Origin of the sequence: Novosphingobium sp. AP12 (assembly GCF_000281975.1) — a bacterium.
Taxonomy (GTDB): domain Bacteria; phylum Pseudomonadota; class Alphaproteobacteria; order Sphingomonadales; family Sphingomonadaceae; genus Novosphingobium.
Genome location: NZ_AKKE01000049.1, coordinates 20,935 through 47,311, shown reverse-complemented (window position 1 = coordinate 47,311; position 26,377 = coordinate 20,935). Strand labels below are relative to the sequence as shown.

Genomic DNA, 26,377 nt, shown 5'->3' with positions numbered 1-26,377 from the left:
CAGCATTGTCTGGCGCAAGTCACGCAATGATAACGCTGTTTCTCCTGCTTTGCTTTGCACGGTACCCCGATCGAGATGATACAATTGACCCTTGAGGTTTTCGTTCATGCCGTTCTCCTCCTTCAGGCTCCGCCATCACCATGCGGCAAGCAGCTGGATGACTATGCGCTTCTCCGAAGACTCATCGGCGATTGGCAGGTCAACAACTGGCATGGCAAACCGTGACGCTTGGTAAGGCGCATGCAAGATCGCGCCCAAGCCCACGTCCCCCATGCAAAAGGATAGTATGGCCGCTGCGCGCCTTTACGGGCAAAGCGGTCCCGAGGGCCGCCGCGCGCAAGATTTCGTATCGCTGTGTTGCACCGCCCCCCAACCCCGAGTGCCGTTGCGCGCCCGTGCCGGCTACGCAGTTTTTTACACCGTGCTCCCGCTCGATCGTTCTTGGGTGGTCGTCGAGGCTGAACCTGGTCCGGATACAGTCCGTCATTTCGCGCGCCCGGATCGGTTCGTCTGGGATGACCTGTTCCTTGAGGAACGCCCGCGCATCGCCCTGGAGTTTGGAGGTGATCCCGCCAGAAAGGTCGTCCAAAGCGTGCTGGAGAAGTCCTGCCGGAACTGCAAGGCGGTCACGCAGCCGCCTGCGCCCTTCCCCGTAGTGCAGAGCGGTTGGGCTGGCCCCAGCTTCCTCGCCATGCTGCTGTTCGAGACGTGGGCCAGCACCAACCCCTCAACCGCCAGGAGGAGCGCTTCGCCCGGAAGGGCGTGCCGCATTATTTAAAATTGCTTCTAGCCGTCGCCTGCGCCGCCCGGCCTAACCCCAAAAGTCGCTGGCGACACGGTAGCCAGCTGCCCGTATGCGCTCCCGCAATAGGAGCGTCTCATGGCTGAATACGACTACGATCTTTTCGTCATCGGTGCGGGTTCGGGTGGCGTGCGCGCAAGCCGGGTCGCGGCTTCGCACGGCGCGAAGGTGGGAATCGCCGAGGAACACCGGGTCGGCGGGACCTGCGTGATCCGCGGCTGTGTACCCAAGAAGTTGCTGGTCTATGGATCGCACTTCGCCGAGGAACTGCAGGATGCCTCGAATTATGGCTGGACGGTCGAGGGCATGAAATTCGAGTGGGCGGTGTTGCGCGACGCCGTGCTTCGCGATGTCACGCGGATCGAGAATGCCTACATCGCAACGCTCGACAATAACAAGGTTGTTCATTTCCTCGAGCGCGCGACGATCACCGGGCCGCACGGGATCAGGCTAGCCAGCGGACGCGAGTTTACCGCAAAGTACATCCTCGTCGCCACGGGCTCTTGGCCGGTGACGCCCGTATTCGAGGGATCGGACTTGTGCATCACCTCGAACGAAGTGTTCCACCTGCCGACCTTCCCCAACCGCGTGGTGATTCAGGGGGCGGGTTATATCGCGCTGGAATTCGCCGGCATCTTCAACGCGTTGGGCGCCCATGTCACCGTCGTGAACCGCAGCGACGCGATCCTGCGCGGCTATGACAAGGCGCTTTGCGACCGGCTGCTCCAGATCACGATGGCGCGTGGGATCGAATACAAGTTCCACTGTCCGCTGACCAAGGTCGAGCCATCACCTGAAGGCGACCTCCTGGCGACGCCGGGTCAACTCGACCCGATCCGTGCTGACGTCGTGCTGATCGCTACGGGCCGTAAACCCAAAACCGAGGGGCTGGGGTTAGAAAGCGCCGGCATCGTACTCGGCAAAAACGGCCAGATTGCCGTCGACGACCATAGCAAGTCCGTCTGCGACAGCATTTATGCGGTCGGAGACGTTACCGACCGCATCCAGCTCACCCCCGTGGCGATCCGCGAGGGGCATGCCTTTGCCGACAGTGTGTTCGGCGGTAACAAGCGCAAGACCGCCTATGACTGTGTGCCCAGCGCGGTATTCTCGCAGCCGCCATTGGCCGCCGTCGGCTTGACCGAGAGCGAAGCCCGTAACAAGTACGGCAACATAAAGGTATTCTCGTCCGACTTCCGGCCAATGAAGAATGTCTTCGCCAGCCGCCACGAACGCGGCCTTTACAAACTGGTGGTGGATGCCAACACCGACCGTGTGCTCGGCGTCCATATGATCGGACCCGAGGCACCTGAAATCCTTCAAGGCGCGGCCATCGCAGTGCGGGCCGGACTGACGAAAGCCGATTTCGATGCTACTGTGGCACTGCATCCGTCGATGGCGGAAGAGCTCGTACTGATGCGGTAGGGAATATGGCTGTCGCTGCTTTACCTTGCACGCACCAGCCTCGTGCTCGCAGGTCGGACGGAGCTTTGCCGAACTGCTCTTTGAAGCTGCGCGAGAAATGGCTGCTGGTCTTGAAGCCACAGGCGAGTGCCACTTCGGTTATCGGCAGCGCTGTGGTGCGCAACATCTGTTCGGATTGAGACAGGCGGATGCGCATGTATATTTGGCTGACGGTCGCGCCAAGATTGCTGCCGAACAGCCGTTCCAACTGGCGCACCGATACGCTGGCGATCGCAGCGAGATTCGACCGACTAAGTGGGTCTTCGACACAGGCTTCCATTTGCGCGAGCACGCGCAGTACGCGGTCGTTCGCTACGCCGTATCGGTCGCGTAGGCTAAGACGCTGAGGTCGATCGGCGCCGCGTTGCTCGCTGCGAATGAACCAGTCGGAAACCTGTGCGGCGAGGGCATGTCCCTGTTCGCGTTCGATTAGCTCGACGGCCAGATCCATGCCAGCCATGCCGCCGGCGCAGGTTATCCGCCTTCTGTCGATGACGTAGAGCCCGGTCTGAGGAGCGCTGGTCGGAAATTCTGCCAAGAAGGCCGGAAGGTGCTCCCAGTGGATCGTCGCTTGATAGCCGTCGAGCAGGCCGGCGCGCGCGAGCAAATAGGGACCGGCCGAGATGCCGACGATCACGATGCCACGAGCGGCGGTTTCGCGTAGCCAGGCGAAGGTTGCTGGATCGTCGAAGTCGGTGGGGTCGCCGCCGGCGAAGACGAACAACGTATCGCAGTCGGCTCGCTCGCCTACCGCCTGATCCGCCAGGAAGGTGGCGCCGTTCGACGCTTGGCACGGATCACCTGCGACCGAAATGTGTACCCAGCTGTACAATGGCCGGCCGGCCAGCATGTTTGCAGCACGATAAGGCTCCACTACCGACGCGTACGACATCAGCGCGAAGCCATCGATAAGAACGAATCCCAATCGGCGCATCGAAAAATCGACATGATTGTCGCTAATCGGCATCGAATGGTCGCTTTGGGATAAGCATGAAAGGGTATTGCCGCTATTTTGGCCGGGAGGCAACTGCGCAACCGTTAGGGTTCATGACACACTTTTCCATCTTGAGCCTTGCACGAAACGCGCTGTCGCGTCATTCCGGCTGGCAGCCGACCTGGCGCGACGCTGTGCCGAAGGATGGCTACGATGTGATCATCATCGGCGGTGGCGGTCACGGGCTGGCCACAGCATATTATCTTGCCGCGGTCCACGGCATCACCAATGTCGCGGTGCTTGAAAAGGGCTGGATCGGCGGCGGAAATGCTGGGCGCAATACCACGATCATCCGCTCCAACTATCTGCTGCCTGGGAACGCGCCGTTCTACGAATGGTCGATGAAACTCTGGGAGGGTCTGGAACAGGAACTCAACTACAACGCGATGGTCAGCCAGCGCGGCGTATTGAACCTGGTGCACAGCGATGCGCAGCGCGACGCCGCGGCGCGGCGCGGCAATGGCATGCGGCTGCACGGCGTCGATGCCGAATTGCTTGACGTCGATGGCGTGCGAAAGCTGGCGCCCTTCCTCGATTTCGATCAGGCGCGCTTTCCGATCATGGGTGGACTGCATCAGCCGCGCGGGGGCACTGCCCGCCACGATGCCGTGGTCTGGGGCTTTGCGCGCGGGGCTTCGGACCGCGGCGTCGATATCGTTCAGAACTGCGAGGTCAGGGGTTTCCTGCGCGATGCTACGGGCACCGTCGTGGGTGTGGAGACCAGCCGCGGGCTGATCCGGGCCGGCAAGGTTGGCATGGCCGTGGCGGGCAATTCTTCTCGGATCGCCGCGCTCGCCGATCTGCGGCTGCCGATCGAGAGCCACGTCCTCCAGGCCTTCGTTAGCGAGGGGCTCAAGCCGGTGATTCCGGGCGTCATCACCTTCGGCGCCGGACACTTCTATATCAGCCAGTCGGACAAGGGAGGCCTTGTCTTCGGCGGCGATATCGACGGGTACAATTCCTACGCCCAGCGCGGCAACCTGCCCGTGGTCGAAGACGTCTGCGAGGGCGGCATGGCCGTGATGCCAATGATCGGCCGCGTGCGCCTCCTCCGCAGCTGGGGCGGGATCATGGATATGTCGATGGACGGATCGCCCATCATCGATCGGACCCCGATCGACGGGCTCTATCTGAACGCTGGCTGGTGTTACGGCGGGTTCAAGGCGACACCGGCCTCGGGCCGGTGCTTCGCGCATCTGCTGGCTACCGACCGCGCGCACGAGACCGCCGCCGCTTATCGGCTCGACCGCTTCCGCACCGGCCACCTGATCGACGAAAAGGGCCAGGGCGCCCAACCCAACCTGCATTGAGGGGCGAAACCTATGCGCATTGACTGCCCCTATTGTGGTGAACGGGACGCCCAGGAATTCGTATATCGAGGCGATGCTTCGCTCATGCGGCCAGAGAGCGAGGACGGCATGGCCGACTATGTCTACCTGCGCGACAACCTGGCCGGGCCGATGACCGAGCACTGGTATCACGCGCAGGGCTGCCGCACCTGGATCGCGGTGACGCGGGACACGACGACGCATGCCATGTTGGGCGCGATCTTCGCGCGGGACGGTGTACGATGAGCCGGACCGACGTAAATCGATTGACTAATGGTGGACTCATCGACCGGACGAAACCCTTACGCTTCACCTTCGATGGCAAGAATTATCGGGGGCTGGCTGGCGATACGCTGGCTTCAGCACTCCTTGCGAACGACGTCCGGTTGGTCGGCCGCTCGTTCAAATACCATCGGCCGCGCGGCATCCTCGCCGCAGGGAGCGAGGAACCCAACGCGCTGGTGACGCTGCGTAGCGGCGCACACGCCGAGCCGAACACGCGCGCCACGACCGTGCCGCTATACGACGGTCTCGAGGCGACCAGTCAGAATCGCTGGCCCAGTCTGGCCTTTGACTTTCTGGCGGTGAACCAGCTCGCGTCGCCGTTGTTGGTTGCCGGCTTCTACTACAAGACCTTCATGTGGCCTGCCGCCCTCTGGGAGAAGCTTTACGAGCCGCTCATCCGCCGCGCCGCTGGCTTGGGCAAACTGTCGATGCTGCCCGACCCCGACCACTACGATCGTGAGCATGGCTTCTGCGACCTGCTCGTCATTGGTGGTGGCGCGGCCGGGCTCGCTGCGGCGCTCACCGCCGCGCGCTCCGGCGCACGTGTTATCGTGGCCGACGAAGATGTCATGCCCGGTGGGCGGTTGCTGTCAGAACGCCACCAGATCGATGGGATTCTTGCCAGCGATTGGGCTGCGCGGGTCGCGGCAGAATTGGCCTCGCTGCCCAACGTTCGCCTACTGACGCGCACGACCGTGTTTGGCGTCTACGACGGGCGCGAATATGGCGCTGTCGAGCGCGTATCCGACCACCTTTCCGCTCCGTCGTCCGGGCAACCGCGGCAACGTTTGTGGAAGATCATTGCGAAGCGCGCGGTGCTGGCGGCGGGCGCGATTGAGCGGCCGATCGTGTTTGGTGCCAACGACCGGCCGGGCGTGATGATGGCCTCGGCCATATCGACCTATGTCAACCGCTACGCTGTCGCGCCGGGCAAGTGTGCCGTAGTGTTCACCGCGACCGACAGCGGTTGGACAACGGCACACGATCTGGTGCGTGCCGGCGTGGGGGTGGGCGCGGTTGTCGATGCGCGTCCGGCGGACGCGCGGCATATCGAGCTGGCGCGTAGACTGGGCGTGGAGGCATTGTTCGGCGCGGTCGTCACTGAGGTTCACGGCAGGGTCGCCAAAGCTGTCACCGTGCGAACCGCCGAAGGCGCGCCGCGACGTATCTCTTGCGATCTCGTCGCCATGGCTGGGGGCTGGAACCCGGCGATTGGCCTGGGCAGCAATCTCGGCGCACGACCGATCTGGTCCGACGCGCAGCAGGCATTCCTGCTGGAATCCTGCCCGCCTGGCTTGGCACCCGCAGGTGCGGCGGCCGGCGATCTGGCGCTGGGCGATGCCCTGCGCGGCGGTGTGCACCAGGCATCCGCGGCGCTGGCCGATCTAGGCATTGCCCCGAAGGGCCTCCCTTCCTTTTCCGCCAGCGACGATTTCGCAGCGGCTACGCCGCTCTGGCAGGTGCCGGGCAAGGCAAAGGCCTTCGTCGATTTTCAGCACGACGTCACCGTCACCGACGTTCAGCTAGCTGCGCGCGAAGGCTTTATATCGATCGAGCACCTGAAGCGCTACACCACGCTCGGCATGGCGACCGACCAGGGCAAGACGAGCCAGCTCAACGGCCATGCGGTTCTTGCAGCCGTTATCGGCAAGACCATCGCCGAGACGGGCACGGTGCTGTCGCGTCCTCCCTATTTGCCGGTCGCGATCGGCGCGCTCGCCGGTCACCACCGCGGCCAGGATTTCCGGCCAATGCGCAAGACTGCAAGCCATCGCTGGGCGCAGGCGCAACGCGCGATCTTTACCGACGCCGGGCAGTGGAAGCGCGCGCAATGGTTCGCGCGGTCCGGTGAAAGCGAATGGCTGGAGTCGGTTAATCGCGAGGTTCTCGCGACGCGCGGCAGTGTCGGCGTCTGCGACGTTTCTACGCTGGGCAAGATCGACGTGCAGGGCCCCGATGCCGGCACGCTGCTTGACCGCCTCTATATCAACAACTTCGCAAGCCTGCCGATCGGCAAGGCCCGCTACGGCGTGATGCTGCGCGAGGACGGCTTCGTGATGGACGACGGCACCACCACGCGCTTTGCCGAGGATAGCTACTTCGTCACGACGACGACGGTCAACGCGGCCAAGGTAATGCAGCATATCGATTATGCGCGACAAGTGCTTTGGCCCGAACTCGACGTGCAGGCGACCTCGGTCACCGAGCAGTGGGCAACATACGCCGTTGCTGGTCCCAAGTCGCGTGCCCTGCTGCAGGCATTGTTGCCCAGCGTGGATCTCGCGAACGACGCGCTACCTTACATGGGGGCAATCGAATTAGTTTGGAAGGAGCGCGTTTGCCGGCTGTTTCGGCTCTCGTTTTCGGGCGAACTGGCTTATGAGATCAGTGTCCCAGCGAGGCTCGGCGAAGCGTTGATCCTTGCTCTGTTCGAAGCCGGCCGCGCCTTCGACGTAACCGCTTATGGCACCGAGGCGCTCAGCGTGATGCGTATCGAGAAGGGCCATCCGGCGGGCAACGAACTCAATGGCACCACGACAGCGGCCGACCTTGGCATGGGACGGATGATGTCGACAAAGAAGGATTACCTTGGGCGCGTAATGGCCGGCCGGCCGGGTCTGTGTGATCCTGAGCGGCCGCGCCTCGTCGGCCTAAAGCCGGTTAACGGACGCAGTCTGATCAGGGCGGGAGCCCATTTGTTGTCTCCGGGACAAGATGCTGTTGCTGCGAACGATGAAGGGTTCGTCTCGTCCGCCGCCTACTCTCCGACGCTGGGCCTGCCTATTGCCCTCGCTTTCTTGAAGCTGGGACATCAGCGCCATGGAGAGCGGATCATTGTTCACGACCCGGTGCGGGGCGCCGATGTCGAGGCAGCAATCTGCAACCCAGTCTTCTTTGATCCTGAAGGGGTGCGGGTCCGTGGCTGACCTTCTAGTCGAGCAACTCAGCGGTTTCGGTCTCGCGACGATCATGGCGCGCAAAGGCGTTAGCGGCATGGCGATTGGCATGGCGCTCGGGGTCGAGGCACCCGCTCAACCCGCATTCTGCCGCGGAGAGAACAATCTCGCGCTGATTGGCACGGGTGCGGGCTCCTGGTTCGCCCATACCGACATGGTTTCGCCAGCGTGGCACACGGCGTTGCGTGATCGATTGGCTGAGCTCGCCTCGGTTTCGGACCAGAGCGATGGCTATATGCTCATACGTCTTTCGGGCGAGGATGCGCGCACGGTTCTTCAGCGCGGCGCAGCGATCGACTTCCACCCGGAGGTCTTCGCACCCGGGGCCGCTGCGACGACGGTGATCGCGCATATCGGTGTCGTGATCTGGCGCCGGGATGATGATGCCCGAGGGCGGCCAAAATACGAGATCGCGACGTTCCGCAGCTACTTCGACAGCTTCCGCCGCTGGCTAGACCACACCGCGGCAGCGCTCTGACCACACAGCATCACGGGGTTCACATGACTTCAGTCTACCTGCTTACGCTCTCGTGTCCGGACCAGCAGGGCATCGTCACGCGCGTGACTGGTGTGCTCTATGAATACGGCGGTAACATTCTCGAGGACAATCAATTCTCGGATATCGAAACCGGACGTTTCTTCATGCGCCTGGCGTTCTGCCTGCCTGAAGGCGCGGACATCGATACGATGCAGGAGGCGTTCCGGCCTGTGGCCGACGCCTTTGCCGCGGATTGGGTGATCCGCCGGCGTGACGAGAGGCGAAAGGTCCTGCTGCTAGCGTCCAAGTTCGATCACTGCCTGGTGGATCTGCTTTACCGTTGGCGCATCGGCGAACTGAGCATGGATGTGGTTGGCGTCGTCTCGAACCATCCGCGTGAAACCTATGGCAGTCTCGAAGGCGTGCCGTTCCATCATCTGCCGATCACCAAGGACTCCAAGCCCCAGCAGGAAGAGCGGATCAAGGCGGTTGTGACCGAAAGCGGCGCTGAGCTGGTGGTGCTGGCGCGCTACATGCAGGTGCTGTCGGACGATCTTGCTGGCTGGCTCTCGGGCCGCTGCATCAACATCCATCACTCTTTCCTGCCCGGGTTCAAGGGCGCTAAGCCCTATCATCAGGCGCACGCGCGCGGAGTGAAGATGATCGGCGCCACCGCGCACTACGTCACCGCTGATCTGGACGAGGGACCAATCATTGTCCAAGACGTCGAGCAGATCAGCCATTCGGACTCGCCTGAGGCGCTGGTGCGCAAGGGAAGAGACATCGAGCGCCGCGTGCTCGCCCGCGCGGTGCGCGCGCATCTGGAAGGCCGCGTGCTGAGAAACGGCGCCAAGACCGTCGTGTTCTCGGACTAGGCCGATGGTTAAACTGATCGACGGGAAAGCTATCGCGGCGAAGTTGGAGACTCGCGTGGCGCGAGGAGTTGCGGAACTCGCAACTCAGCAGCGCCTCGTGCCTGGACTTGCAGTTGTTCTCGTTGGCGCGGATCCGGCAAGCCTTGTCTATGTAAACCGCAAGCTCGTGAAGACGAAGGCTGTCGGCATGCGATCTATCGAGCATCGCCTTCCAGCTGAGACGTGCGAAACAGAATTGATTTCTCTGATTCACGCATTGAACCAAGACGCAGATATCCATGGCATTCTGGTGCAATTGCCACTGCCACGTACAATCAATGCCAATCGTGTGCTGGACACGATCGAGCCGACCAAAGATGTTGATGGCTTTCATCCCGTCAACGTAGGCAGGCTATCGACTGGCACCGGGGGGCTTACTCCTTGCACGCCACTGGGATGCATGATGCTGCTCGATACCGTGGTCAGCGACTTTCGGGGAATGCAGGCAGTTGTGATCGGCATGTCGAATATTGTCGGCAAGCCAGTGGCGATGCTGTTGCTCGAGCGCGGGTGCACAGTCACGGTGACGCATATTCTGACACGCAACCTGTCCGAAATCACGCGCACAGCTGACATTGTCGTGGTCGCCGCGGGAAGCCCTGGCCTTGTGCGGGGCGACTGGATCAAGCCGGGTGCTGTGGTTATCGATGTCGGAATCAATCGTGTCATCGATGCGGATGGCAAGAGCCAGCTGGTCGGAGATACCCGCACCGAGGAACTGGGCCACGCGGCTGCAACTACTCCTGTTCCAGGCGGTGTGGGACCGATGACCATCGCTTGCCTGCTCAGCAACACGTTGGAAGCTGCGCGCGTATCGGCCGCGATGCATCACGGGGCTAAAGTTGCTGCGGACATGACATCTGCGGCGTAGCGCGTTAGGGTTGCTACTGATGCAGCCTAGGGTGACGCACATTTCCAGCAACATATCCAAGTCTTCCCACGTGCTGACCACGGGTTCGACCGCGCCTGCGCCGATCGAGCGCGATCTCGAAAAGGCGATCGGCAGCCAGATCCGTAGCCAGCGCCGCCGGCACGACCTTTCGATCGCCGACCTGGCGAGCGCCGCCTCGATTTCGACCGGCATGCTCTCGAAGATCGAGAACGGCGGGATTTCGCCGTCGTTGGCCACGCTCCAGTCGATATCGACCGCGCTGCAAGTGCCGTTGTCTTCGCTGTTCGCCGCGTTTGAGGAACGCCAGGATTGTTCGCATGTGCCGGCTGGGCAGGGACTGACGATCGAGCGCCGCGGCACCAAGGTAGGCCACGTCTACCAACTCCTCGGGCACATGTTACGGGGCGACGTGGCGATGGAGCCCTACCTCATCACCCTGCGCGAGGGTGCCGCGCCTTACACGTCGTTCCACCACCAAGGTGTCGAGTTCATCCACATGTTGAAGGGGGAACTGACCTACCGCCACGGCACCGAGACCTATCTGATGCGAGCCGGCGACTCGCTCCTGTTCGATAGTTCCGCATTGCACGGCCCCGAGGCGGTCGAGAGCAGAGAAACCGAGTATCTCTCGATTATCGTTTATCCGCGCCCTGCAACGTGATTGAGTTTCTTTACAAGAAAAAATAGTTCCTAAGGATTGACGCGCAATCTCGCGCCGCTTAATCCCTTGTCGGACGAGACAAGGGATTCGAAAGCGCATGTGTGGAATTGTCGGTCTTTTCCTCAAGGACCCATCGCTGGAACCGGAACTGGGCACTTTGCTCGCCGGTATGCTCGCGGTGATGACCGATCGCGGTCCCGATAGCGCGGGCTTCGCGGTCTATGGCGCGGGCGCCGAGGGCCGTATCAAGCTGACGCTGCGGGGCAACGACTTCGACGGCGTACCCGCAGCACTTGGGGCAGGTGTCAACTTCACCGTCCGCGACACCCATATGGTGCTCGATTTCGCTGCAAGCGATGAGGATCGCGTGCGCGGTTGGCTGGCGCGGAACCGCCCGGACATCGTCGTGATCGGTGCGGGCAAGCGCATTGAACTATATAAGGAAGTCGGCCTGCCCGCTCAGGTGGCGACCCGGTTCGGGCTGGCCGGCATGAGCGGCACCCACGGCGTCGGCCACACTCGCATGGCCACCGAAAGCGCCGTCACCACCGATGGCGCGCACCCGTTCTCGACCGGTGCCGATCAGTGCTTGGTGCACAATGGATCGCTGTCGAACCACCGCTCGTTACGCCGGATGCTGGAGCCGCAAGGGATCCGGTTCGCCACCGATAACGACAGCGAAGTCGCCGCCGGATATCTCTCGTGGAAGCTGCGCGAAGGCGCGAGCCTGGCCGAAGCGCTTGAAGCCAGCCTCGACGATCTCGACGGCTTCTTCACCTTCGTCGTAGGCACCGAGAACGGCTTTGCCGTGCTGCGCGATCCGATTTCGTGCAAGCCCGCGGTCATGGCCGAGACTGACCGCTATGTCGCTTTCGGGTCGGAATACCGCGCCTTGGTCGGCCTGCCGGGGATCGAGCAAGCGCGAGTCTTTGAACCAGAACCCGCGCGCGTCTACGCCTGGGAGCGCAATTAATGCCTGTAGTAAATCTGGCCGAAACCGCCAAGCGCGAACTCAACGCTCAGCTTCACGCGCTGTCCGTCGATACCAACGAGACGCACTGGCGTGTCGAGAACCCGCAGGGCCAGCACGCGCTTGCCGCGGGTCTGAACGTCCCGGTCACCGTCGAGATCGCCGGGCACGCCGGGTACTACTGCGCTGGGATGAATAGCCAGGCCACCGTGGTTATCGAGGGCAACGCCGGTGTCGGCGTCGCCGAGAACATGATGTCGGGCAAGGTCCACGTGAAAGGCGATGCCAGCCAGTCGGCCGGTGCCACCGCGCATGGCGGCCTGCTGGTGATCGACGGCGATGCCTCGGCGCGCTGCGGCATCTCGATGAAGGGTATCGACATCGTCGTTAAGGGCTCGATCGGACCGATGAGCGCTTTCATGGCACAATCCGGCACGCTGGTTGTCCTCGGCGATGCCGGCGATGCATTGGGCGATTCGATCTATGAGGCGCGTCTGTTCGTGCGCGGCGAGGTCAAGAGTCTCGGCGCCGACTGCGTCGAGAAGGAAATGCGCGCCGAGCATCGCGACCTGCTCCACAAGCTACTGGAAGCGGCCGGTGCCGATGCCGGCGTCGACGAGTTCCGTCGGTATGGCTCGGCGCGCGGGCTCTACAATTTCCACGTCGACAACGCTTCGGCATATTGAAGGCCCTGTCCCCATGGACCTGAAGAACATCCCACACACCCTGCCGCGATTCTCGGCGACCTTCGACCCGCACACCCTGGCCGAGATCCGCCGCGCGGCCGCAACCGGGATCTACGATATCCGCGGAGGTGGGACCAAGCGCAAGCTGCCGCATTTTGACGACCTGCTGTTCCTCGGGGCCTCCGTCTCGCGCTATCCGCTCGAAGGCTACCGCGAAAAGTGCGCGACTGATGTCTGGTTGGGCACGCGCTTCGCTAAGAAGCCAATCCACCTGAAGATCCCTGTGACGATCGCCGGAATGAGCTTCGGCGCGCTCTCGGGCCAGGCCAAGGAAGCGCTGGGTCGCGGTGCCTCGCTGGCAGGCACATCTACGACCACCGGCGACGGCGGCATGACCTCCGAGGAGCGCGGTCAGTCGCAGACGCTGGTCTACCAGTACCTTCCCTCGCGCTATGGCATGAACCCGGACGACCTGCGCAAGGCCGATGCGATCGAGGTGGTCATCGGCCAAGGCGCCAAGCCCGGCGGTGGTGGCATGCTGCTGGGGCAGAAGATATCGGACCGCGTCGCGCAGATGCGCAACCTGCCGATGGGCATCGACCAGCGCTCGGCCTGCCGCCACCCCGACTGGACCGGGCCCGACGATCTTGAAATCAAGATCGAGGAACTGCGGGAGATTACCGATTGGGAAAAGCCGATTTACGTTAAGGTTGGCGCGACACGGCCCTATTACGACGTCGCGCTGGCGGTGAAATCTGGTGCCGACGTCGTCGTGCTCGACGGGATGCAGGGTGGTACCGCCGCGACGCAGGACGTGTTTATCGAACATGTCGGGATTCCGATCCTCGCGGCGATCCGCCCGGCAGTGCAGGCGCTGCAAGACCTGGGCATGCACCGCAAGGTCCAGTTGATCGTCTCCGGAGGCATCCGCAATGGCGCCGATGTCGCCAAGGCGCTTGCGCTGGGCGCCGATGCCGTGGCGATTGGCACCGCCGCGCTTGTGGCGCTGGGCGACAACGACCCGGCGCTTGAGGCCGAATATCAGGCATTGGGCTCTACCGCGGGCGCCTATGATGACTGGCAGGAAGGCCGAGATCCAGCGGGCATCACCACGCAGGACCCGGTGCTGGCCGCGCGGCTCGATCCAGTCGCGGCGGGGCGCCGGTTGGCCAACTACCTCGCGGTGTTGACGCTGGAGGCGCAGACGATCGCGCGCGCCTGCGGCAAGAGCCACCTGCACAACCTCGAACCCGAGGATCTCGTCGCCTTGACCATGGAGGCGGCCGCTATGGCGCGCGTGCCACTGGCCGGAACCGACTGGGTTCCCGGCAATCCCCAGGGATTCTGACGAGCCAAATTTTATCTATGGGGACATTTCCATGACTGACCTTGCGGCTATCGCAGCCGAACGCGGCATCAAATATTTCCTGATCAGTTATACGGACCTGTTCGGCAGCCAGCGCGCCAAGCTGGTGCCGGCCTCGGCGATAAGCGGCATGCAGAAGAATGGCGCGGGCTTTGCCGGCTTCGCTACATGGCTCGACATGACCCCGGCCGACCCTGACCTGTTCGCCAAACCCGATCCGGCCAGCCTGATCCAGTTGCCGTGGAAGCCCGAAGTGGGCTGGCTCGCGGCCGATCTGTGGATGAACGGTGCGCCGGTCGAAGCGACCCCCCGCAACGCGCTGAAGGCGCAGATCGCGCGGGCTGCCGAACAGGGCCTGCAGATGAAGACCGGCGTCGAGTGTGAATTCTTCCTGATCTCGCCTGATGGCTCGTCGATCGCCGACGTGGCCGACACCCAGGCCAAACCTTGCTACGACCAGCAAGCGCTAATGCGCCGCTATGACGTGATCACCGAGATCTGCGATGCGATGCTCGCGCTCGGCTGGGCTCCCTACCAGAACGACCACGAAGATGCGAACGGCCAGTTCGAGATGAACTGGGAATACGATGATGCGCTGATCACCGCCGACCGCCAAGCCTTCTTCAAATACATGGTCAAGTCGATCGCCGAGAAGCATGGTCTGCGCGCGACCTTCATGCCCAAGCCTTTCGTTCACCTGACGGGCAACGGTTGTCACATGCACGTCTCGGTCTGGCGCGGCGCGGACAATGCTTTCGTGTCTGAAGCGAACGAGGGCGACCTGTCGTCTCTAGGCCTGTCGTTCATCGGCGGGATCATCCATTCAGCCGATGCGTTGGCTGCGTTCCTCAATCCCACGGTAAACAGTTACAAGCGGATCAACGCACCGCGTACTCTGTCGGGTGCGACCTGGGCGCCGAACTCGGTCACCTGGACGGGCAACAATCGCACCCACATGATCCGCGTGCCTGAAGGGGATCGTTTCGAACTGCGCCTCGCCGATGGCGCTGTTAATCCCTATCTGATGCCCGCCGCGGTGCTGGCCGCCGGGCTCGACGGTCTGGCGCAGAGCCGCGATCCCGGGCCACGGCTCGACATTAACATGTATACCGAAGGGCATCTCGCGGGAGAAACCAAGCGGCTGCCGCTGAATCTGCTCGATGCCTTGCGCGCGTTGGAAGACTCCAGCATGCTGAATGAAAACATGGGCACGCTGGTGCCGGCCTATCTCAAACTGAAGCATGGCGAGTGGAACGACCATGCGCGCCACCTGTCGCAATGGGAGCGCGATCACACTCTCGATTGCTGATTACGATTGGCCCCGGCGCTGTTGCGTTGGGGCCAATTGCCGTTCCCGACTAGAAAAGTACCACTGCTTAGTTCCTGCCTTACAGGCCAAAGCGCCTGGGCGACGTGTGCCATGTTCGGTCCTCCACAAGCAAGCAGTGGGATCGCTCCGAAAAGCAGCGCTACCTTGAATGAAAGGCGCCTGACGGGGCACCTTCGTGACGACTGTGCACCGTCTTTCACAGGCTTCCAGCGATCTGTCCCGGGCGCCGAGCTGTCTTGCCGCTGCCCACCTCGACGCTTCCCGCACCAAACGAAGCCTGCAACCGGTTCACCGATGCTGATGCGCGCAGGGGCCGGAGTCACCCGCACCTCGCTTCGGATCGCTGGGATCGTGTGGGGCGCCCCGGCTTCCATCTGGCACGAAGCCACGATCCGCTGCCTGAGCAGGTCGCGGGCGGTCTCGCCTGATCGATGTCCCGCGTCGTGCAACACTCGCCCCAAGACGAGACATGGATCAGAGGAAGCTTCGCCGGAGCGTCCCGTTCCGGATGTGCGTACGGCAAAAGGCCCGGCGGGCGAGATTTCAGGTCGCCGGGACCGGGCCATTATTGCAAGCCGTTCGGAAGTTGGGCTGGCTCAGCCGCGGCGGAAGGGGCCTTGGCTGTTGCGCGCATACCACGCGGCGAGGTTCTCGTTTGCGGCCGCCACGTCGCCCAGGCCCTGGTCCTCGGCAGTCCACCATGCCGCCATAAGGAGCACATCGGCGAGGGTGGGATTTTCACCGACAAGGAACTGCGAAGTCGTGCCCTTCTGGTAGTTTTCGAGCACCGCCAGCCGTGGCCCTACTTCTTCGAGCACACGCTGCGAGGCATCGGAATTCTCCAGCCACTTCTTGCGGCCGAACTCGCCATGGCTTGCGATGTCGCCGATGTATAGGCGTGAGAAGCATTCCTCGACCTTTGCGGACAAGCCGCGCACGCGTGAACGCGCGAGCGGATCACGGCCGCCAAGGAAACCTCGCTCCGGGTAACGCCGATCGAGCATCTCGACGATCGCGGGCAGACCTACGACGGGCTTCTCGGCACCCTCCACGACAAGAGCGACGAATGGGCCAAGCGCGGGACCGTAGAGCGTGCTGCCGTCATCGGTCATCACTTCGCGGGTGTAGATGGGGTCGCCGATCATTTGACCGAGCGCGTTCGCCTGGTGCTGGTAGGGATACCAGGCGGAAACAAGAAGCTTCATGGGTCGATTTCCTTCAGGATCGTTCAGATGCGCGTTCCATGGCGGCGAAAAAGCTCGTCATGGTACCAGTCGGGCAGGTCCAGCAGGGGAATTCCCGGCAGCGCCTTGAAGTTTTCGAACCAGGCAAGCATGCCCTTCAGATGCGGCGGAATGAACGCATCATAAGTGACGCGGGTATATTCAAAGATCGGGAAGAGCAGGCAGTCGGGAATTGTTGGCTTGGCTCCGGCCAAAAAGGGATCGTTGCCCCGTATCTCGTTGATCTGCTCGAGCCGTGTGCGCCAGAGCGGGCTGGTCACGATGTTGACGTCCTGAGCCTGGACTTTGGACTTCGACAAATACGGGAATATGTGCGCGGCCGACAGGTAGTAGCTGTGATACCATTCGTTGATCAGGTCGCATTGCATGTCGACGCGGAGCCGTTCCGCCTCGGTCTCCCCGGAAAGCGAATGTTCGGGATAAGCTTCCTCGAGATACTGCATGATCGCCTGGGTTTCGTAGACATAGTTTCCATCGTCCGTTTCCAGGATCGGCACGTTGCCGCCAGGGTTCTTGGCGAGGAATTCGGGTGTCTTGGTCTCTTCCTTGAAGATATTCAGGGAGATGACCTCGACGTTGTCCAAGCCTTTGAGCGCCAGGTAGAGCATCACGCGACGCGGGAACGGTCCCGGGTCAAATCCATAGAGCTTCATCACTTATTCCTTGTAGAAAGGCGAGGGGGCTAGGCCCCCTCGTAAACATCAGAACTTCGCCCGCAGCTCGAGACCGAGCTCGCGCGGAAGGCCGGGAATCACGGCTTCAAAACCGAAGGTATTGACCCGATACTGGCCCCAGATGATGTATTTCTTGTTCGCACAATTGAGACAGTAAGCGCTAAGCTGCCAGCGATCGGCATCGGCCGCGAACGTCACCCGGCCGTCCAGAATGCCATATCCTGCGTTCTTGAACTCGTTCTCACTGAACGGATAGACGAAGCCGCGATAGCGGTATTCAGCATGGAGGCGCAGTTCGCTGCCTGCATTGCCGACTGGCTGCACGTAGTTCCCGGCTATGGAGAAGGTGTGCCTTGGCGCGTTGGGGAGCCGGTTGCCCGCTTTCAGCGTCGGTGAGAACATCGTGACCGCAGGGATGAGGTCGGTATACTGTGCGTGAGTGTACGCATAGTTGGCCGAGACGTTCAACTGGCTCGTGATCTGTGCCTCCAGCTCGACCTCGGCGCCGTAGACTTCGGCCTCGCCGCCGTTCACCGTTGGGAAGCTGGTTCCCGATGTATCAACGGCGATGAGCTGGATGTCCTTGTAGAGGTTGTAGTAGGCCGCGATGTTGGCGCGAAGCCGTTTGCCGAAGAGATCGGATTTCAGCCCCCCCTCGAAACCGTCGAGTTTTTCCGGGCCATATGTGCCTGCGGACGCCGGCGAACCGGCGCGGCCGTTTATACCGCCGCTGCGGAAGCCGCGCGTATAGGATGCATAGAGCAGGGCATCGGGTGTCATTTTCCACTCGATCGACGCGTGCGGCGTGAAAGCACCCCACTTGCCCCTCGAATTGACCGGCCCGCTGCCGAAGAAGATGTCGTAGTAGGGTGTCCAGAAGACGCTGCCATCCTTCTTGTCCTCGGTATAGCGGCCGCCGGCAGTGACGCTGAGCGTATCGCTGACCGAGAAGGTGCCCTGCAGGAATGCGGCGTAGCTTTCGGTCGAACCGGAGATGTATTGATCGACATCGAGGCCGTAGAGTGTGCCTTCGGAACCGTAGATGTTGATTTCCTGATCGAATTTCTCATGGAAGTAGAACAGGCCGCCGATCCATTTCAGCCGATCGTCGAACGACGTTCCGCTGAACCGGATTTCCTGGCTGAACTGGTTCTGGTCCAGCGCCATCCGCTGATCTAGGAACTGCGACGGCGTGCCATCGTAGTCCCCGCCGGACAGCATGCTGCTATCGCGATACGAGGTGATGGATTGCACGGTGATATCGCCGAACGTGTAGTCCACATGAAGCGCTAGGCCCTTGCCGTCATTCTCCTCGGGTGCGCGATATCCGGCCGAAGTCCGGCGGTTCGATGTGGTGGCGTAGACCGGGTCGATGCCATCGGCGAGTGATCCGTCGCGGGCAATGAAGGCGACTGCCGTGCCGCGGCGATGGATCATGTCCGCCGAAAGGTTTATGTCGAGATCGCTGTTGGGGCGGTAGCGGATTGCGGCGCGCGCCGAGATGTCCTGCTTATCACCGAAGCGGCCTGGCGCATCACCGAAAGGGTTTGCCAGCTGCGGGTCGATCGCGGAACGGACATAGCCGTCCTGCGTGCTGGCGTTGACACTGAAGCTGGCGAACAATTTGTCCTCGACCAACGGCAGGTTGATAGCGGCCATGCCGCCGAGCAAATTGCGGCTGCCACCACGAAGCCGAACATCGGCGGAAAAGTCAGGACCAGGTTTCGAAGTGATGATGTTGACCAGGCCGCCGATGGTGTTCTTGCCATAAAGCGTTCCTTGCGGCCCGCGCAGCACCTCGATCCGTTCGACGTTAGCGATATCGAAAATCCCGGCCTGCGAGCGGCCGATGTAGACGCCATCGAGATAGACCCCGACACCGGGATCGACCGTGGCGTAATTGTCGAACTGACCTACGCCGCGCATGTAGAAGTTCGTGGATGTGCCCGCGCCAACCGACGTTGGAATGACAAGACCAGGAACAGTGCCGGCAATCTGCGTCACGTCGCTTATCCCGCGCAGGGCGAGCGCGTCAGCCGAAAGGGCGGTGACGGCTACCGGCGTGTCTTGAAGCCGCTCTTTGCGATGCTGGGCAGTCACGACGATATCCTGAATACCGTCAGATGCGGCGTCGGACGAATCCGATCTAATCGCTGCCGTTTGACTCTGTGCCATCGCCGTATTGGAAGCGAACAGAATAAATGAGGCTACTAAGATTGATTTGCGCATATATCCCCGCATGGTCAGTTTGGTCCACCTTCTTCAGATCAAAGATCTTTCGGGGTAGGATTTCTGTTCGCCCTGCATCGCCGCTTATTTTTTGCCGATCGGCTCGCGACTTTGACTGCGGACAGGTTCGCTAACATCGCGGGTAGGGGATAGACCTCCAAAAGGGGGCAGTCGGCTTTTCGATCCTCTCAGCGTCGGCCCAATGCGACCAGGGCTGTCGCCGGGATTTTCACGCCTTCGCCCGATTGATGGACTTCGAACACGCTGCGAAGGTGCCGAGCGAATATGGTGCGTTCATGGCCGTCGAGCGAGGCGAACAGTGGCAACGGTCCGTAGAGCCTGTCCATATCGCGCATGACTGTGTCTATCGACGCGACTTGCCACACGCCTTGGACCGGGTGGATGACGACATCAAGGAAACCGGCGTCGCGCATAGCCTCGGCCAGCCGCGCCGGATCGCTGAGGTGGACAATGCCCGCGCCCGGCACGGGCATGGCCCGATCGGGAAATGCAGCGCGATAGGCTTGGGTAAATGCGAAGGCGGGGCCGGCGCCCGCGATGTTCTGCCATACAGCCACGCATCCGCGCCCGCCGGGTCGGATCACCCGCGCCAGTTCAGAGAGGCCGGAACGCCAGTCCGGAAATAGCATCACTCCGAAGATGGATACGGCGATATCGAATGCGGCGCTTTCGCAACTCAGCGCCTGACCGTCCATGACCAGTGCTTCGCAGTCGCGAAACGGTGCCAGTTGATCGGCCAGCCTTGCGACCATCCCAGGCGAGAAATCGCTCGCACATACCTGTGCCCCGGCCTGAGCCGCCGCGATCGCGAAAGCTCCTGTGCCGGCGGCGACATCGATTATGCGAGCGCCGGGTACCGCGCCGTCCAGCAGGTCGAGAGCCGCACGCGCGTAATGCGCCGTAAACGGCGTGACCAGCTCCTCGTAATCAGCTGCTGCGGAATCCCAGGCGCCATGGCCGATCGCGCCCAGCCCGCTGTCGTTGCTCTCCATTAGTCTCGCCTTTGCACTTCAAATGCGTGATAATCAATGTCGCAGGTCGTGCGATGCGGCAGCCGAAGTGATCAGATGGCCGATATCTCATGCTGCCGGGGCTTGGCGTTCTGTTTCCGTTTGCTGCAGCCAGGCGACGACGTGTCCAGCCCAGGAACGGTCGCAATAGAGCTCGTATCGATCCTCGGTCACCTTGTGGACGAGAAGATCTATCTGCGCTAGTAGCGTACCGGCACAATGCCCGGCGGCAAGCGCGCGGGGATGCATGTCGAGGCTGCAACCCTTGGCGAGGAGATCGCGCGCATCCTGCCCGGTAAGAGTGAGGACGGTATAGGCATCGGTCATCTCGGCGCAGTGCCACAAGCCCAGATCGGCGTCGGCTTCGGCGAGCTGCCTCTCGACGTTTGTCGCGGCCACCCCCACGAGCATCCATTCGCCCGGGGCAACGCGGAACACCCTAGATTCTCCGCGCTCGGCCACTTGCGAGGTATCTGGCAGCGGAAGGTTCAGCAACGTGGAGACGGCGGCGATCATCTCAGCCGCAGGTTTGTGAAGACGTAGGACCGCAAGTGGCCTCCGCTGCAATGTCGTGATAGAGACAGCGTGATCCGATTCAGCCATTGAGCCGTTCTCCCGCTGGGTCATAGGCGCAGATTTCAATGATCTCCACCCGGTCTTCCCGGCCGCCACTGGCGAGCCGCAACACTTCGCGCATGCGGCTCCGCCCACCCTTGACCATGCCCAGCGCCACACCGCGGGACAGGATGGGGCTATGGCCCGCGGAGGTGACGTAACCCTCGCTGCCTCCTCCGGCGGTGGACGCGAGATGCGCGCCGATCGGCGGAGCCTTGCCGCTCAAAGGACGCAGGCCGACGAACTGCAATCGATCCGAGGCGCTGTCCGCCGGCCTGGTCAGCGAGCGACGCCCGACGAAATCACTCTTCTTCTTCAGGACGTGGTCCCAGCCGACGTCCAGCGGAGTGGTCGAGCCGTCGGTATCCGCACCGATGTGAAGGAAGCCTTTCTCGGTTCTCAGCAGCATCCATGCGTCGACCCCTACAGGCGCGATATCTAACTGGGCGCCCGCTTGCATTAGCCGGTGCCAGAGGTGTTCCGCCTGCGATGAGGGGATGTTGATTTCGAACGAGATTTCGCCGGTGTAGCTGACCCGAGCAATGCGCGCCGGGATCCCGGCCACCTGCATGTCGGCAAAGCTCATGTGCGGGAAGTCCTGGGCCGCGATCGATGCGCTCACGCCCACTGTCTCCAGCACCGTCCGGGCGAGGGGGCCGGTTAGCGTCAGCACAGCCCATGCCTGCGTCACCGGGGCGACAATCACCTTCAGATCGAGCCATTCGCACTGCAGCCACTCTTCCATCCAGGCGGCGATCCGGTCGGCACCGCCACCGGTCGTGCCCACCCAGAACCGGTCTTCGGCAAGACGCAGCGCCACGCCGTCATCGATCAGCACGCCCAGTTCGTTCAGCATCAACCCGTAGCGGGCGCGGCCCACTTTCAACGTCGACATCGTGTTGGCATAGATGCGATCGAGGAATACGGCTGCGTCGGGGCCCATGACCTCGATCTTGCCAAGGGGCGAGCCTTCGAACAGTCCCACGGCCTGGCGGACCGCCAGTGCCTCGCGTTGTTCCGCGTCGCCGGGGGTCTCGCCATCGCGCAAGTAGTAGGCGGGCCGTTTCCACGCGCCATAGTCCTCGAAAACCGCGCCATACCCGGCGTGCACCGCATGTGCGGGCATCCGGCGGATCGGGCGGAAATAGTCACCCCGACTGCTGCCTGAAAGCGCACCGAAGCTGACCGGCGTAAACGGAAAGCGATAGCGCGTGGTGCCGACCTCGGTTATTTCGCGCCCGGTGAGCGAGGCCATGATGGCAAGGCCGTTGACATTCGATGTCTTGCCCTGGTCCGGAGCCATGCCGAGTGTTGTATAGCGCTTGAGGTGCTCGATCGATTGAAAGTTTTCGCGGGCAGCGAGTGCGATGTCAGAGGCGGTGACGTCGTTCTGGAAATCGACGAAAGCCTTGCCGTCGTAGGATGCCGGCTCCCATGCCGGCTCGACAGCGTAGGCCAGGCCGACAGCTTCGGGTGCCCGCGGTTCTGGCACTGGCGCAAAGCCGCATGCCGCAGCAGCGACAAGGCCCGCGTCGTGGGCTTGGCGCAGCGAAGAACCCAGCTCCATGTCGCCCGCCGCTACGCCCACCGAGGTTTCCTGTTGCGCCGAAACGCCCGGCTTCAGCATGGCATGCTCGGTATCGTATGCCAGCTGCCCCCCGGACTGGCAGAACAGGTGAACAGTGGGATTGTGCCCGCCCGACATCGCCAGCAGGTCTGCCTTGAATTTGATCATCTTGCCGACCGCGTCGCGCACCGTGACGGACTTAAGGGATCGCGCACCAACTGTGGAGGTGATTGTCCCGCCCGCGATCAGCGGGATGCCGAGTAGATTTGCACGGTTCTCGAGATGCTGCGAAGGCTCGGTGCGGCTGTCGACAATGGCTTCGACCTTGATCCCGTGCCGGTGCAGAGTTTCAGCCGTGAGATAGGCCTCGTCGTTGTTGGTGAAGATGACAGCCTGGCGACCTGGCATGGCTGCGTAGCGACCGACATATTGCCGAACGGCAGAGGCCAGCATCACCCCCGGCCGATCGTTGCCTGGAAACACCAGTGGCCGTTCAAGCGCGCCAGTCGCCAAAATGACCTTGCGGGCACGAACCTGCCAAAGCCGTTGCCGCGGACCGTGTCCGTCAGGCAGTTGCTGCACCATCACGATGGCGTTGTGATCGAAATAACCGATCGCGCTCGTGCGGGTCAGAACGCGCGCCTCGGGCATTGCGCCAAGTTCGGTCGAGGCCTGATCGACCCAGTCCTGGCCGGGCATCGCGTCGATCTGTGCTTCGTCCCAAAGCAGCCGGCCGCCTAACCGGCTGTCCTGTTCGGCCAGAATGACGCGCGCACCACCTGCTGCGGCGGCCCGCGCCGCGGCCAGCCCGGCCGCGCCGCCGCCGACCACGAGCACGTCGCAGTGGTCGTAGTGATTCTCGTAGAAGTCGGGATCGGCTTCTTCGGGAGCGTTACCAAGCCCGGCAGCGCGGCGAATGGCCCATTCATAGAGGTGCCAGGTCGGCCACATGAAGGTCTTGTAGTAGAACCCGGCGGCAAGGAAATGCGACGCAAGGTTGTTGATGCCTCCCACGTCGAACTTGACGCTGGGCCAGCAATTTATCGACCTCGCCTGCAACCCTTCACGCAGCAAGACCTCGGTTGCCCGCACGTTGACTTCGGCCTTTGCGCCCCGACCGATCTGAACCAGTGCGTTCGGCTCCTCCGTGCCTGCGCCGATCAGTCCGCGCGGGCGATGATATTTGAAGGAGCGGCTGATGAGGCGAATGCCATTGGCGACCAATGCGGATGCCAGCGTGTCCCCCTCATAGCCGTGCAGTTTACGCCCGTTAAAGGTGAACGCGATCACCCGATCGCGATCGATCAGGCCTCCGTGGGGCATCCGGCAGAACTGACGCTTGCTCAAAGTGCGACTCCCGCAGGGCTGGTCGCCGGGGCGGCCTCATCGATGGGATAAACTGCCACGATCGCGTGCGTCCGGGTATCACGCGCCAAATTGAACCATAATCGGCAACCAGCGCGATGTACCCAACGCTCGTAATGAACGCCCTTGGGATTGATACGGTTGAACAGGTAATCCGCCCAGCGAGCGTCGGACACCTCCGCCGGCGGGCCGGGGCGAGCAATGTGGCTCTCGCCCCCACAGCGGAATTCGATCTCGTCGCGTGGCCCACAGTGCGGGCAGTCAATCAGCAGCATGATGGAACCTAGTGTGCAATGCCCGAGGCGGCAGCCTCGTCGATCAGCGCTCCGGTCTGGAAGCGCCGGAGGCCGAAATCTTCGGCCAGCGGATGGGGGCTGCCGGTCGCCATGTGATGCGCAAGGGTCCAGCCGCCGACGGGAATGCCCTTGAACCCGCCGGTTCCCCACCCGCAGTTGAGGTAGAGGCCGGGCACTGGGCTTTCGCCGATAATGGGGCTGGAGTCGTGCACCGTATCGACTATGCCGGCCCACTGACGCAGGAAGCGGAGGCGGCGAAAGGCCGGATACTGCTCGGCAATGGACGCGATTACACCGCGCAGGACGGGCGCGTTGCCGCGCTGCGCGTATGACGGATAGGCATCGATGGCGCCTCCGATAACGAGGCCGCCCTTGTCGGATTGGCTGATATACGTCCCTGTCGCAATCGACAGCACAACGGTGTCGATCACGGGTTTCAGCGGTTCGGAAACGAAGGCCTGCAATGCATAACTCGTCACCGGCAGGCGGAAGCCGGCCATGTCTGCCAGCACGCTGGAATGACCGGCGACTGTCATCCCGACCTTGTCCGCCCGGATCGTTCCACGACTGGTCTCGACGCCGATGACGCTTCCGGCTGTGGATCGCACGAACCCCGTCATCTCGGTGTTCTGAAGGATGTCGACCCCCAGGGCACTGGCGGCGCGCGCATAGCCCCAGGCGACGGCATCGTGCCGGGCTGTACCGGCGCGTTTCTGCATAAAGCCGCCCCAGACGGGGAACCGGGCCGATTGCGAAACGTCGAGCGCCGGAACACGCGCGGCGATGTCGGAGGTCGTCAGCATCTCGGTGTCGATGCCGTTCAACTGCATCGCGCCGACCCAGCGGGCCGCGCCTTCCATATCGTGCCGGCTGTGGGCAAGCGTGACGAGCCCGCGCTGGCTGAACATGACGTTGTAATTGAGTTCCTTCGAAAGGCCCTCGTAGAGTTTGACCGAGAAATCGTATAGCGCGGCGCTTTGCGGATAGTAATAGTTCGAGCGGATGATCGTGGTGTTGCGACCGGTGTTGCCACCACCAAGCCATCCTCGCTCGATCACCGCGATATTGGTGATGCCGTGGTTCTTGGCCAAATAATAGGCAGTGGCAAGCCCGTGGCCGCCCGCACCGATCAGGATGATGTCGTAACGCGATTTGGGCTCGGGTGAACGCCAGGCAGCTTGCCAGCCCTTCTGGCCGCGGAGCCCTTCGACAAGTACGCGAAGGCCGGAATAGCCGCTCATCGCTTCCTCGTCCCCGATCGGCGAAATGCCTTCAGGGAAAAGTCGAAGCCGGCTGCGCAGGTTATTGGAAAGTCCAATCTTCCACTCACTTTCAAGCCACTTCCCGTTCTAGCGGTGCCAGGAGCGGCGATCGCTGGGTCTTCCGGCAACGTCGCCATTGGCAACACAAGTCGCCAGCCCACCTTCCGGGGGTATCGCGGAAATCGGGCCGCTCGCGCGCCGGCAACCTCCAAAGGAGGGGTAGTGACGGTGCCGCGACGCGCGCAATCTCGCGCACGCAGCCCTACCGAAATGGGCAGCCCAAGGAGATGGCATGAGGCTCAGCATGTTCGATCCGGTCCCGGTGCCTCGCAAGGTGGGGCTCTACCTCGCGTTGAAGGGGTTGCCGCCGATCGAGACTGAACAGTTCAACATATTTCTCGGCGAGACGCGCACGCCCGAATTCCTGGCAAGGAATCCGGCCGCAACCGTGCCGGTGCTGGAAACAGATGATGGCCACGCGATCGTGGAATCCTTCGCCATCATGCACTATCTCGAAGACCTGTACCCCGACCCGCCGATGCGCGGAGCGTCAGAGGAAGAGCGCCGCCGCGTGGACACGCAGGCCGCGCTCGCCAAGGAATTCTATTACTATTACGCCTGCACGACCGTTCACACTACGGCCTATCTGAGCCGGCGGAATCCGGTCCAGGCGATCGACCTCGCCGCCGCTCCGCTGTGGCGGATCGTCCTCGAGCAGATCAGCCACGTCATGGAAGACAGGCCCTTCCTGGCAGGTGTGCAGCCCACCATGGCGGACTGCATGCTCTATCCGATGTTTGAGTACACGCTCGCCGTCTACGGATTCACCTTTCCGCCGCATTTGAAGGCACTGGGTCGCTGGTATGATCGGGTGGCTGCGCTGCCCGGATGTCCCAGCCTGTTGCTGGATGAGAGCTTCCACGATCAGCTCATGGCCGCGCATGGCCGACGTTTCTAGGCTAGTGAT

The 26,377-nt window shown here is 62.4% G+C and carries 22 protein-coding genes and 1 pseudogene; 14 read left to right on the top strand and 9 right to left on the bottom strand.

All coding sequences use genetic code 11. The features are described 5' to 3' along the window. Positions 1–571: 571 nt before the first annotated feature. Both PMI02_RS26345 and gorA read left to right on the top strand, forming a co-directional pair. Positions 572–768 (top strand): annotated as a pseudogene (locus PMI02_RS26345) (IS66 family transposase); the annotation flags it as partial. A 112-nt stretch (positions 769–880) separates the two neighbouring features. Then, entirely contained in the window at positions 881–2,227 is a 1,347-nt protein-coding gene (gene gorA, locus PMI02_RS09245; RefSeq protein ID WP_007681863.1) for a glutathione-disulfide reductase, read from the top strand. Here the strand turns inward: gorA and PMI02_RS09240 are convergent. After that, positions 2,175–3,233, bottom strand: coding sequence for a GlxA family transcriptional regulator (locus tag PMI02_RS09240; protein WP_007681861.1), 1,059 nt, complete (start codon positions 3,231–3,233; stop codon positions 2,175–2,177). The genes gorA and PMI02_RS09240 overlap by 53 nt on opposite strands. A gap of 80 nt (positions 3,234–3,313) precedes the next feature. Here PMI02_RS09240 and PMI02_RS09235 point away from each other — a divergent pair, with 80 nt between their 5' ends. The 11 genes from PMI02_RS09235 to glnT all read left to right on the top strand — a co-directional run bounded on the left by PMI02_RS09235 (position 3,314) and on the right by glnT (position 15,106). Then, positions 3,314–4,570: a sarcosine oxidase subunit beta family protein gene (locus tag PMI02_RS09235; protein ID WP_036503097.1), complete on the top strand. Its 1,257-nt coding sequence runs from the start codon at positions 3,314–3,316 to the stop codon at positions 4,568–4,570. A 12-nt stretch (positions 4,571–4,582) separates the two neighbouring features. Beyond that, positions 4,583–4,834, top strand: a complete 252-nt coding sequence (locus PMI02_RS09230) for a sarcosine oxidase subunit delta (protein WP_007681858.1) — start codon at positions 4,583–4,585, stop codon at positions 4,832–4,834. After that, positions 4,831–7,800, top strand: a complete 2,970-nt coding sequence (locus PMI02_RS09225) for a sarcosine oxidase subunit alpha family protein (protein WP_007681857.1) — start codon at positions 4,831–4,833, stop codon at positions 7,798–7,800. The genes PMI02_RS09230 and PMI02_RS09225 overlap by 4 nt, the downstream gene beginning before the upstream one ends. Continuing rightward, entirely contained in the window at positions 7,769–8,308 is a 540-nt protein-coding gene (locus PMI02_RS09220; protein ID WP_238539041.1) for a sarcosine oxidase subunit gamma, read from the top strand. The genes PMI02_RS09225 and PMI02_RS09220 overlap by 32 nt, the downstream gene beginning before the upstream one ends. Before the next feature lie 23 nt (positions 8,309–8,331). Continuing rightward, positions 8,332–9,183: a formyltetrahydrofolate deformylase gene (gene purU / locus PMI02_RS09215; RefSeq protein WP_007681855.1), complete on the top strand. Its 852-nt coding sequence runs from the start codon at positions 8,332–8,334 to the stop codon at positions 9,181–9,183. 4 nt (positions 9,184–9,187) lie between these two features. After that, positions 9,188–10,093: a bifunctional 5,10-methylenetetrahydrofolate dehydrogenase/5,10-methenyltetrahydrofolate cyclohydrolase gene (locus PMI02_RS09210; protein WP_036503095.1), complete on the top strand. Its 906-nt coding sequence runs from the start codon at positions 9,188–9,190 to the stop codon at positions 10,091–10,093. A gap of 70 nt (positions 10,094–10,163) precedes the next feature. Next, complete coding sequence (locus tag PMI02_RS09205; protein WP_238539040.1) at positions 10,164–10,775, top strand: XRE family transcriptional regulator; 612 nt, start codon at positions 10,164–10,166, stop codon at positions 10,773–10,775. 97 nt (positions 10,776–10,872) lie between these two features. Next, positions 10,873–11,748 carry a glutamine amidotransferase family protein gene (locus tag PMI02_RS09200; RefSeq protein ID WP_007681852.1) on the top strand — a complete coding sequence of 292 codons (876 nt, stop codon included), beginning with the start codon at positions 10,873–10,875 and terminating at the stop codon, positions 11,746–11,748. Then, complete coding sequence (locus tag PMI02_RS09195) at positions 11,748–12,431, top strand: protein glxC (RefSeq protein WP_007681851.1); 684 nt, start codon at positions 11,748–11,750, stop codon at positions 12,429–12,431. Before PMI02_RS09200 ends, PMI02_RS09195 begins: the two co-directional genes overlap by 1 nt. A gap of 13 nt (positions 12,432–12,444) precedes the next feature. Next, positions 12,445–13,779 (top strand): FMN-binding glutamate synthase family protein, encoded by a 1,335-nt coding sequence (locus tag PMI02_RS09190; RefSeq protein WP_007681850.1) that lies wholly within the window; start codon positions 12,445–12,447, stop codon positions 13,777–13,779. Between the two features lie 31 nt (positions 13,780–13,810). Beyond that, entirely contained in the window at positions 13,811–15,106 is a 1,296-nt protein-coding gene (gene glnT, locus PMI02_RS09185) for a type III glutamate--ammonia ligase (RefSeq protein ID WP_007681849.1), read from the top strand. Between the two features lie 617 nt (positions 15,107–15,723). Here the strand turns inward: glnT and PMI02_RS09180 are convergent. From PMI02_RS09180 to PMI02_RS09150, 8 genes are all read right to left on the bottom strand, one after another. Continuing rightward, complete coding sequence (locus PMI02_RS09180; protein WP_007681846.1) at positions 15,724–16,332, bottom strand: glutathione S-transferase family protein; 609 nt, start codon at positions 16,330–16,332, stop codon at positions 15,724–15,726. Between the two features lie 23 nt (positions 16,333–16,355). Further along, the gene (locus PMI02_RS09175; protein ID WP_007681845.1) at positions 16,356–17,024 is read right to left on the bottom strand and encodes a glutathione S-transferase family protein; all 669 of its coding nucleotides are present in this window, start codon (positions 17,022–17,024) and stop codon (positions 16,356–16,358) included. A gap of 48 nt (positions 17,025–17,072) precedes the next feature. After that, complete coding sequence (locus PMI02_RS09170; RefSeq protein WP_162130154.1) at positions 17,073–19,220, bottom strand: TonB-dependent receptor; 2,148 nt, start codon at positions 19,218–19,220, stop codon at positions 17,073–17,075. A gap of 242 nt (positions 19,221–19,462) precedes the next feature. Then, a complete protein-coding gene (locus PMI02_RS09165) occupies positions 19,463–20,287 on the bottom strand; it encodes a class I SAM-dependent methyltransferase (protein WP_007681841.1) in 825 nt (274 codons plus the stop codon). Between the two features lie 87 nt (positions 20,288–20,374). Next, positions 20,375–20,821, bottom strand: a complete 447-nt coding sequence (locus tag PMI02_RS09160) for a sarcosine oxidase subunit gamma (protein WP_157222452.1) — start codon at positions 20,819–20,821, stop codon at positions 20,375–20,377. 79 nt (positions 20,822–20,900) lie between these two features. Then, complete coding sequence (locus PMI02_RS09155; RefSeq protein ID WP_007681839.1) at positions 20,901–23,834, bottom strand: sarcosine oxidase subunit alpha family protein; 2,934 nt, start codon at positions 23,832–23,834, stop codon at positions 20,901–20,903. Further along, complete coding sequence (locus tag PMI02_RS26340; protein WP_007681838.1) at positions 23,831–24,127, bottom strand: sarcosine oxidase subunit delta; 297 nt, start codon at positions 24,125–24,127, stop codon at positions 23,831–23,833. The genes PMI02_RS09155 and PMI02_RS26340 overlap by 4 nt, the downstream gene beginning before the upstream one ends. 8 nt (positions 24,128–24,135) lie before the next feature. Continuing rightward, complete coding sequence (locus PMI02_RS09150) at positions 24,136–25,389, bottom strand: sarcosine oxidase subunit beta family protein (protein ID WP_007681837.1); 1,254 nt, start codon at positions 25,387–25,389, stop codon at positions 24,136–24,138. Positions 25,390–25,714: 325 nt separating this feature from the next. Between PMI02_RS09150 and PMI02_RS25850 the strand changes: the two genes are divergently transcribed. Beyond that, positions 25,715–26,368, top strand: a complete 654-nt coding sequence (locus tag PMI02_RS25850; RefSeq protein ID WP_162130153.1) for a glutathione S-transferase family protein — start codon at positions 25,715–25,717, stop codon at positions 26,366–26,368. Positions 26,369–26,377: the final 9 nt, after the last annotated feature.

Bases quoted from the DNA above. Each gene is read 5' to 3' on its own strand.
- gorA (WP_007681863.1), top strand. From the start codon at position 881: ATGGCTGAATACGACTACGATCTTTTCGTCATCGGTGCGGGTTCGGGT.
- PMI02_RS09240 (WP_007681861.1), bottom strand. From the start codon at position 3,233: ATGCCGATTAGCGACAATCATGTCGATTTTTCGATGCGCCGATTGGGA.
- PMI02_RS09235 (WP_036503097.1), top strand. From the start codon at position 3,314: ATGACACACTTTTCCATCTTGAGCCTTGCACGAAACGCGCTGTCGCGT.
- PMI02_RS09230 (WP_007681858.1), top strand. From the start codon at position 4,583: ATGCGCATTGACTGCCCCTATTGTGGTGAACGGGACGCCCAGGAATTC.
- PMI02_RS09225 (WP_007681857.1), top strand. From the start codon at position 4,831: ATGAGCCGGACCGACGTAAATCGATTGACTAATGGTGGACTCATCGAC.
- purU (WP_007681855.1), top strand. From the start codon at position 8,332: ATGACTTCAGTCTACCTGCTTACGCTCTCGTGTCCGGACCAGCAGGGC.
- PMI02_RS09210 (WP_036503095.1), top strand. From the start codon at position 9,188: ATGGTTAAACTGATCGACGGGAAAGCTATCGCGGCGAAGTTGGAGACT.
- PMI02_RS09200 (WP_007681852.1), top strand. From the start codon at position 10,873: ATGTGTGGAATTGTCGGTCTTTTCCTCAAGGACCCATCGCTGGAACCG.
- PMI02_RS09195 (WP_007681851.1), top strand. From the start codon at position 11,748: ATGCCTGTAGTAAATCTGGCCGAAACCGCCAAGCGCGAACTCAACGCT.
- PMI02_RS09190 (WP_007681850.1), top strand. From the start codon at position 12,445: ATGGACCTGAAGAACATCCCACACACCCTGCCGCGATTCTCGGCGACC.
- glnT (WP_007681849.1), top strand. From the start codon at position 13,811: ATGACTGACCTTGCGGCTATCGCAGCCGAACGCGGCATCAAATATTTC.
- PMI02_RS09180 (WP_007681846.1), bottom strand. From the start codon at position 16,332: ATGAAGCTTCTTGTTTCCGCCTGGTATCCCTACCAGCACCAGGCGAAC.
- PMI02_RS09175 (WP_007681845.1), bottom strand. From the start codon at position 17,024: ATGAAGCTCTATGGATTTGACCCGGGACCGTTCCCGCGTCGCGTGATG.
- PMI02_RS09170 (WP_162130154.1), bottom strand. From the start codon at position 19,220: ATGGCACAGAGTCAAACGGCAGCGATTAGATCGGATTCGTCCGACGCC.
- PMI02_RS09165 (WP_007681841.1), bottom strand. From the start codon at position 20,287: ATGGAGAGCAACGACAGCGGGCTGGGCGCGATCGGCCATGGCGCCTGG.
- PMI02_RS09160 (WP_157222452.1), bottom strand. From the start codon at position 20,821: ATGATCGCCGCCGTCTCCACGTTGCTGAACCTTCCGCTGCCAGATACC.
- PMI02_RS26340 (WP_007681838.1), bottom strand. From the start codon at position 24,127: ATGCTGCTGATTGACTGCCCGCACTGTGGGCCACGCGACGAGATCGAA.
- PMI02_RS09150 (WP_007681837.1), bottom strand. From the start codon at position 25,389: ATGAGCGGCTATTCCGGCCTTCGCGTACTTGTCGAAGGGCTCCGCGGC.
- PMI02_RS25850 (WP_162130153.1), top strand. From the start codon at position 25,715: ATGTTCGATCCGGTCCCGGTGCCTCGCAAGGTGGGGCTCTACCTCGCG.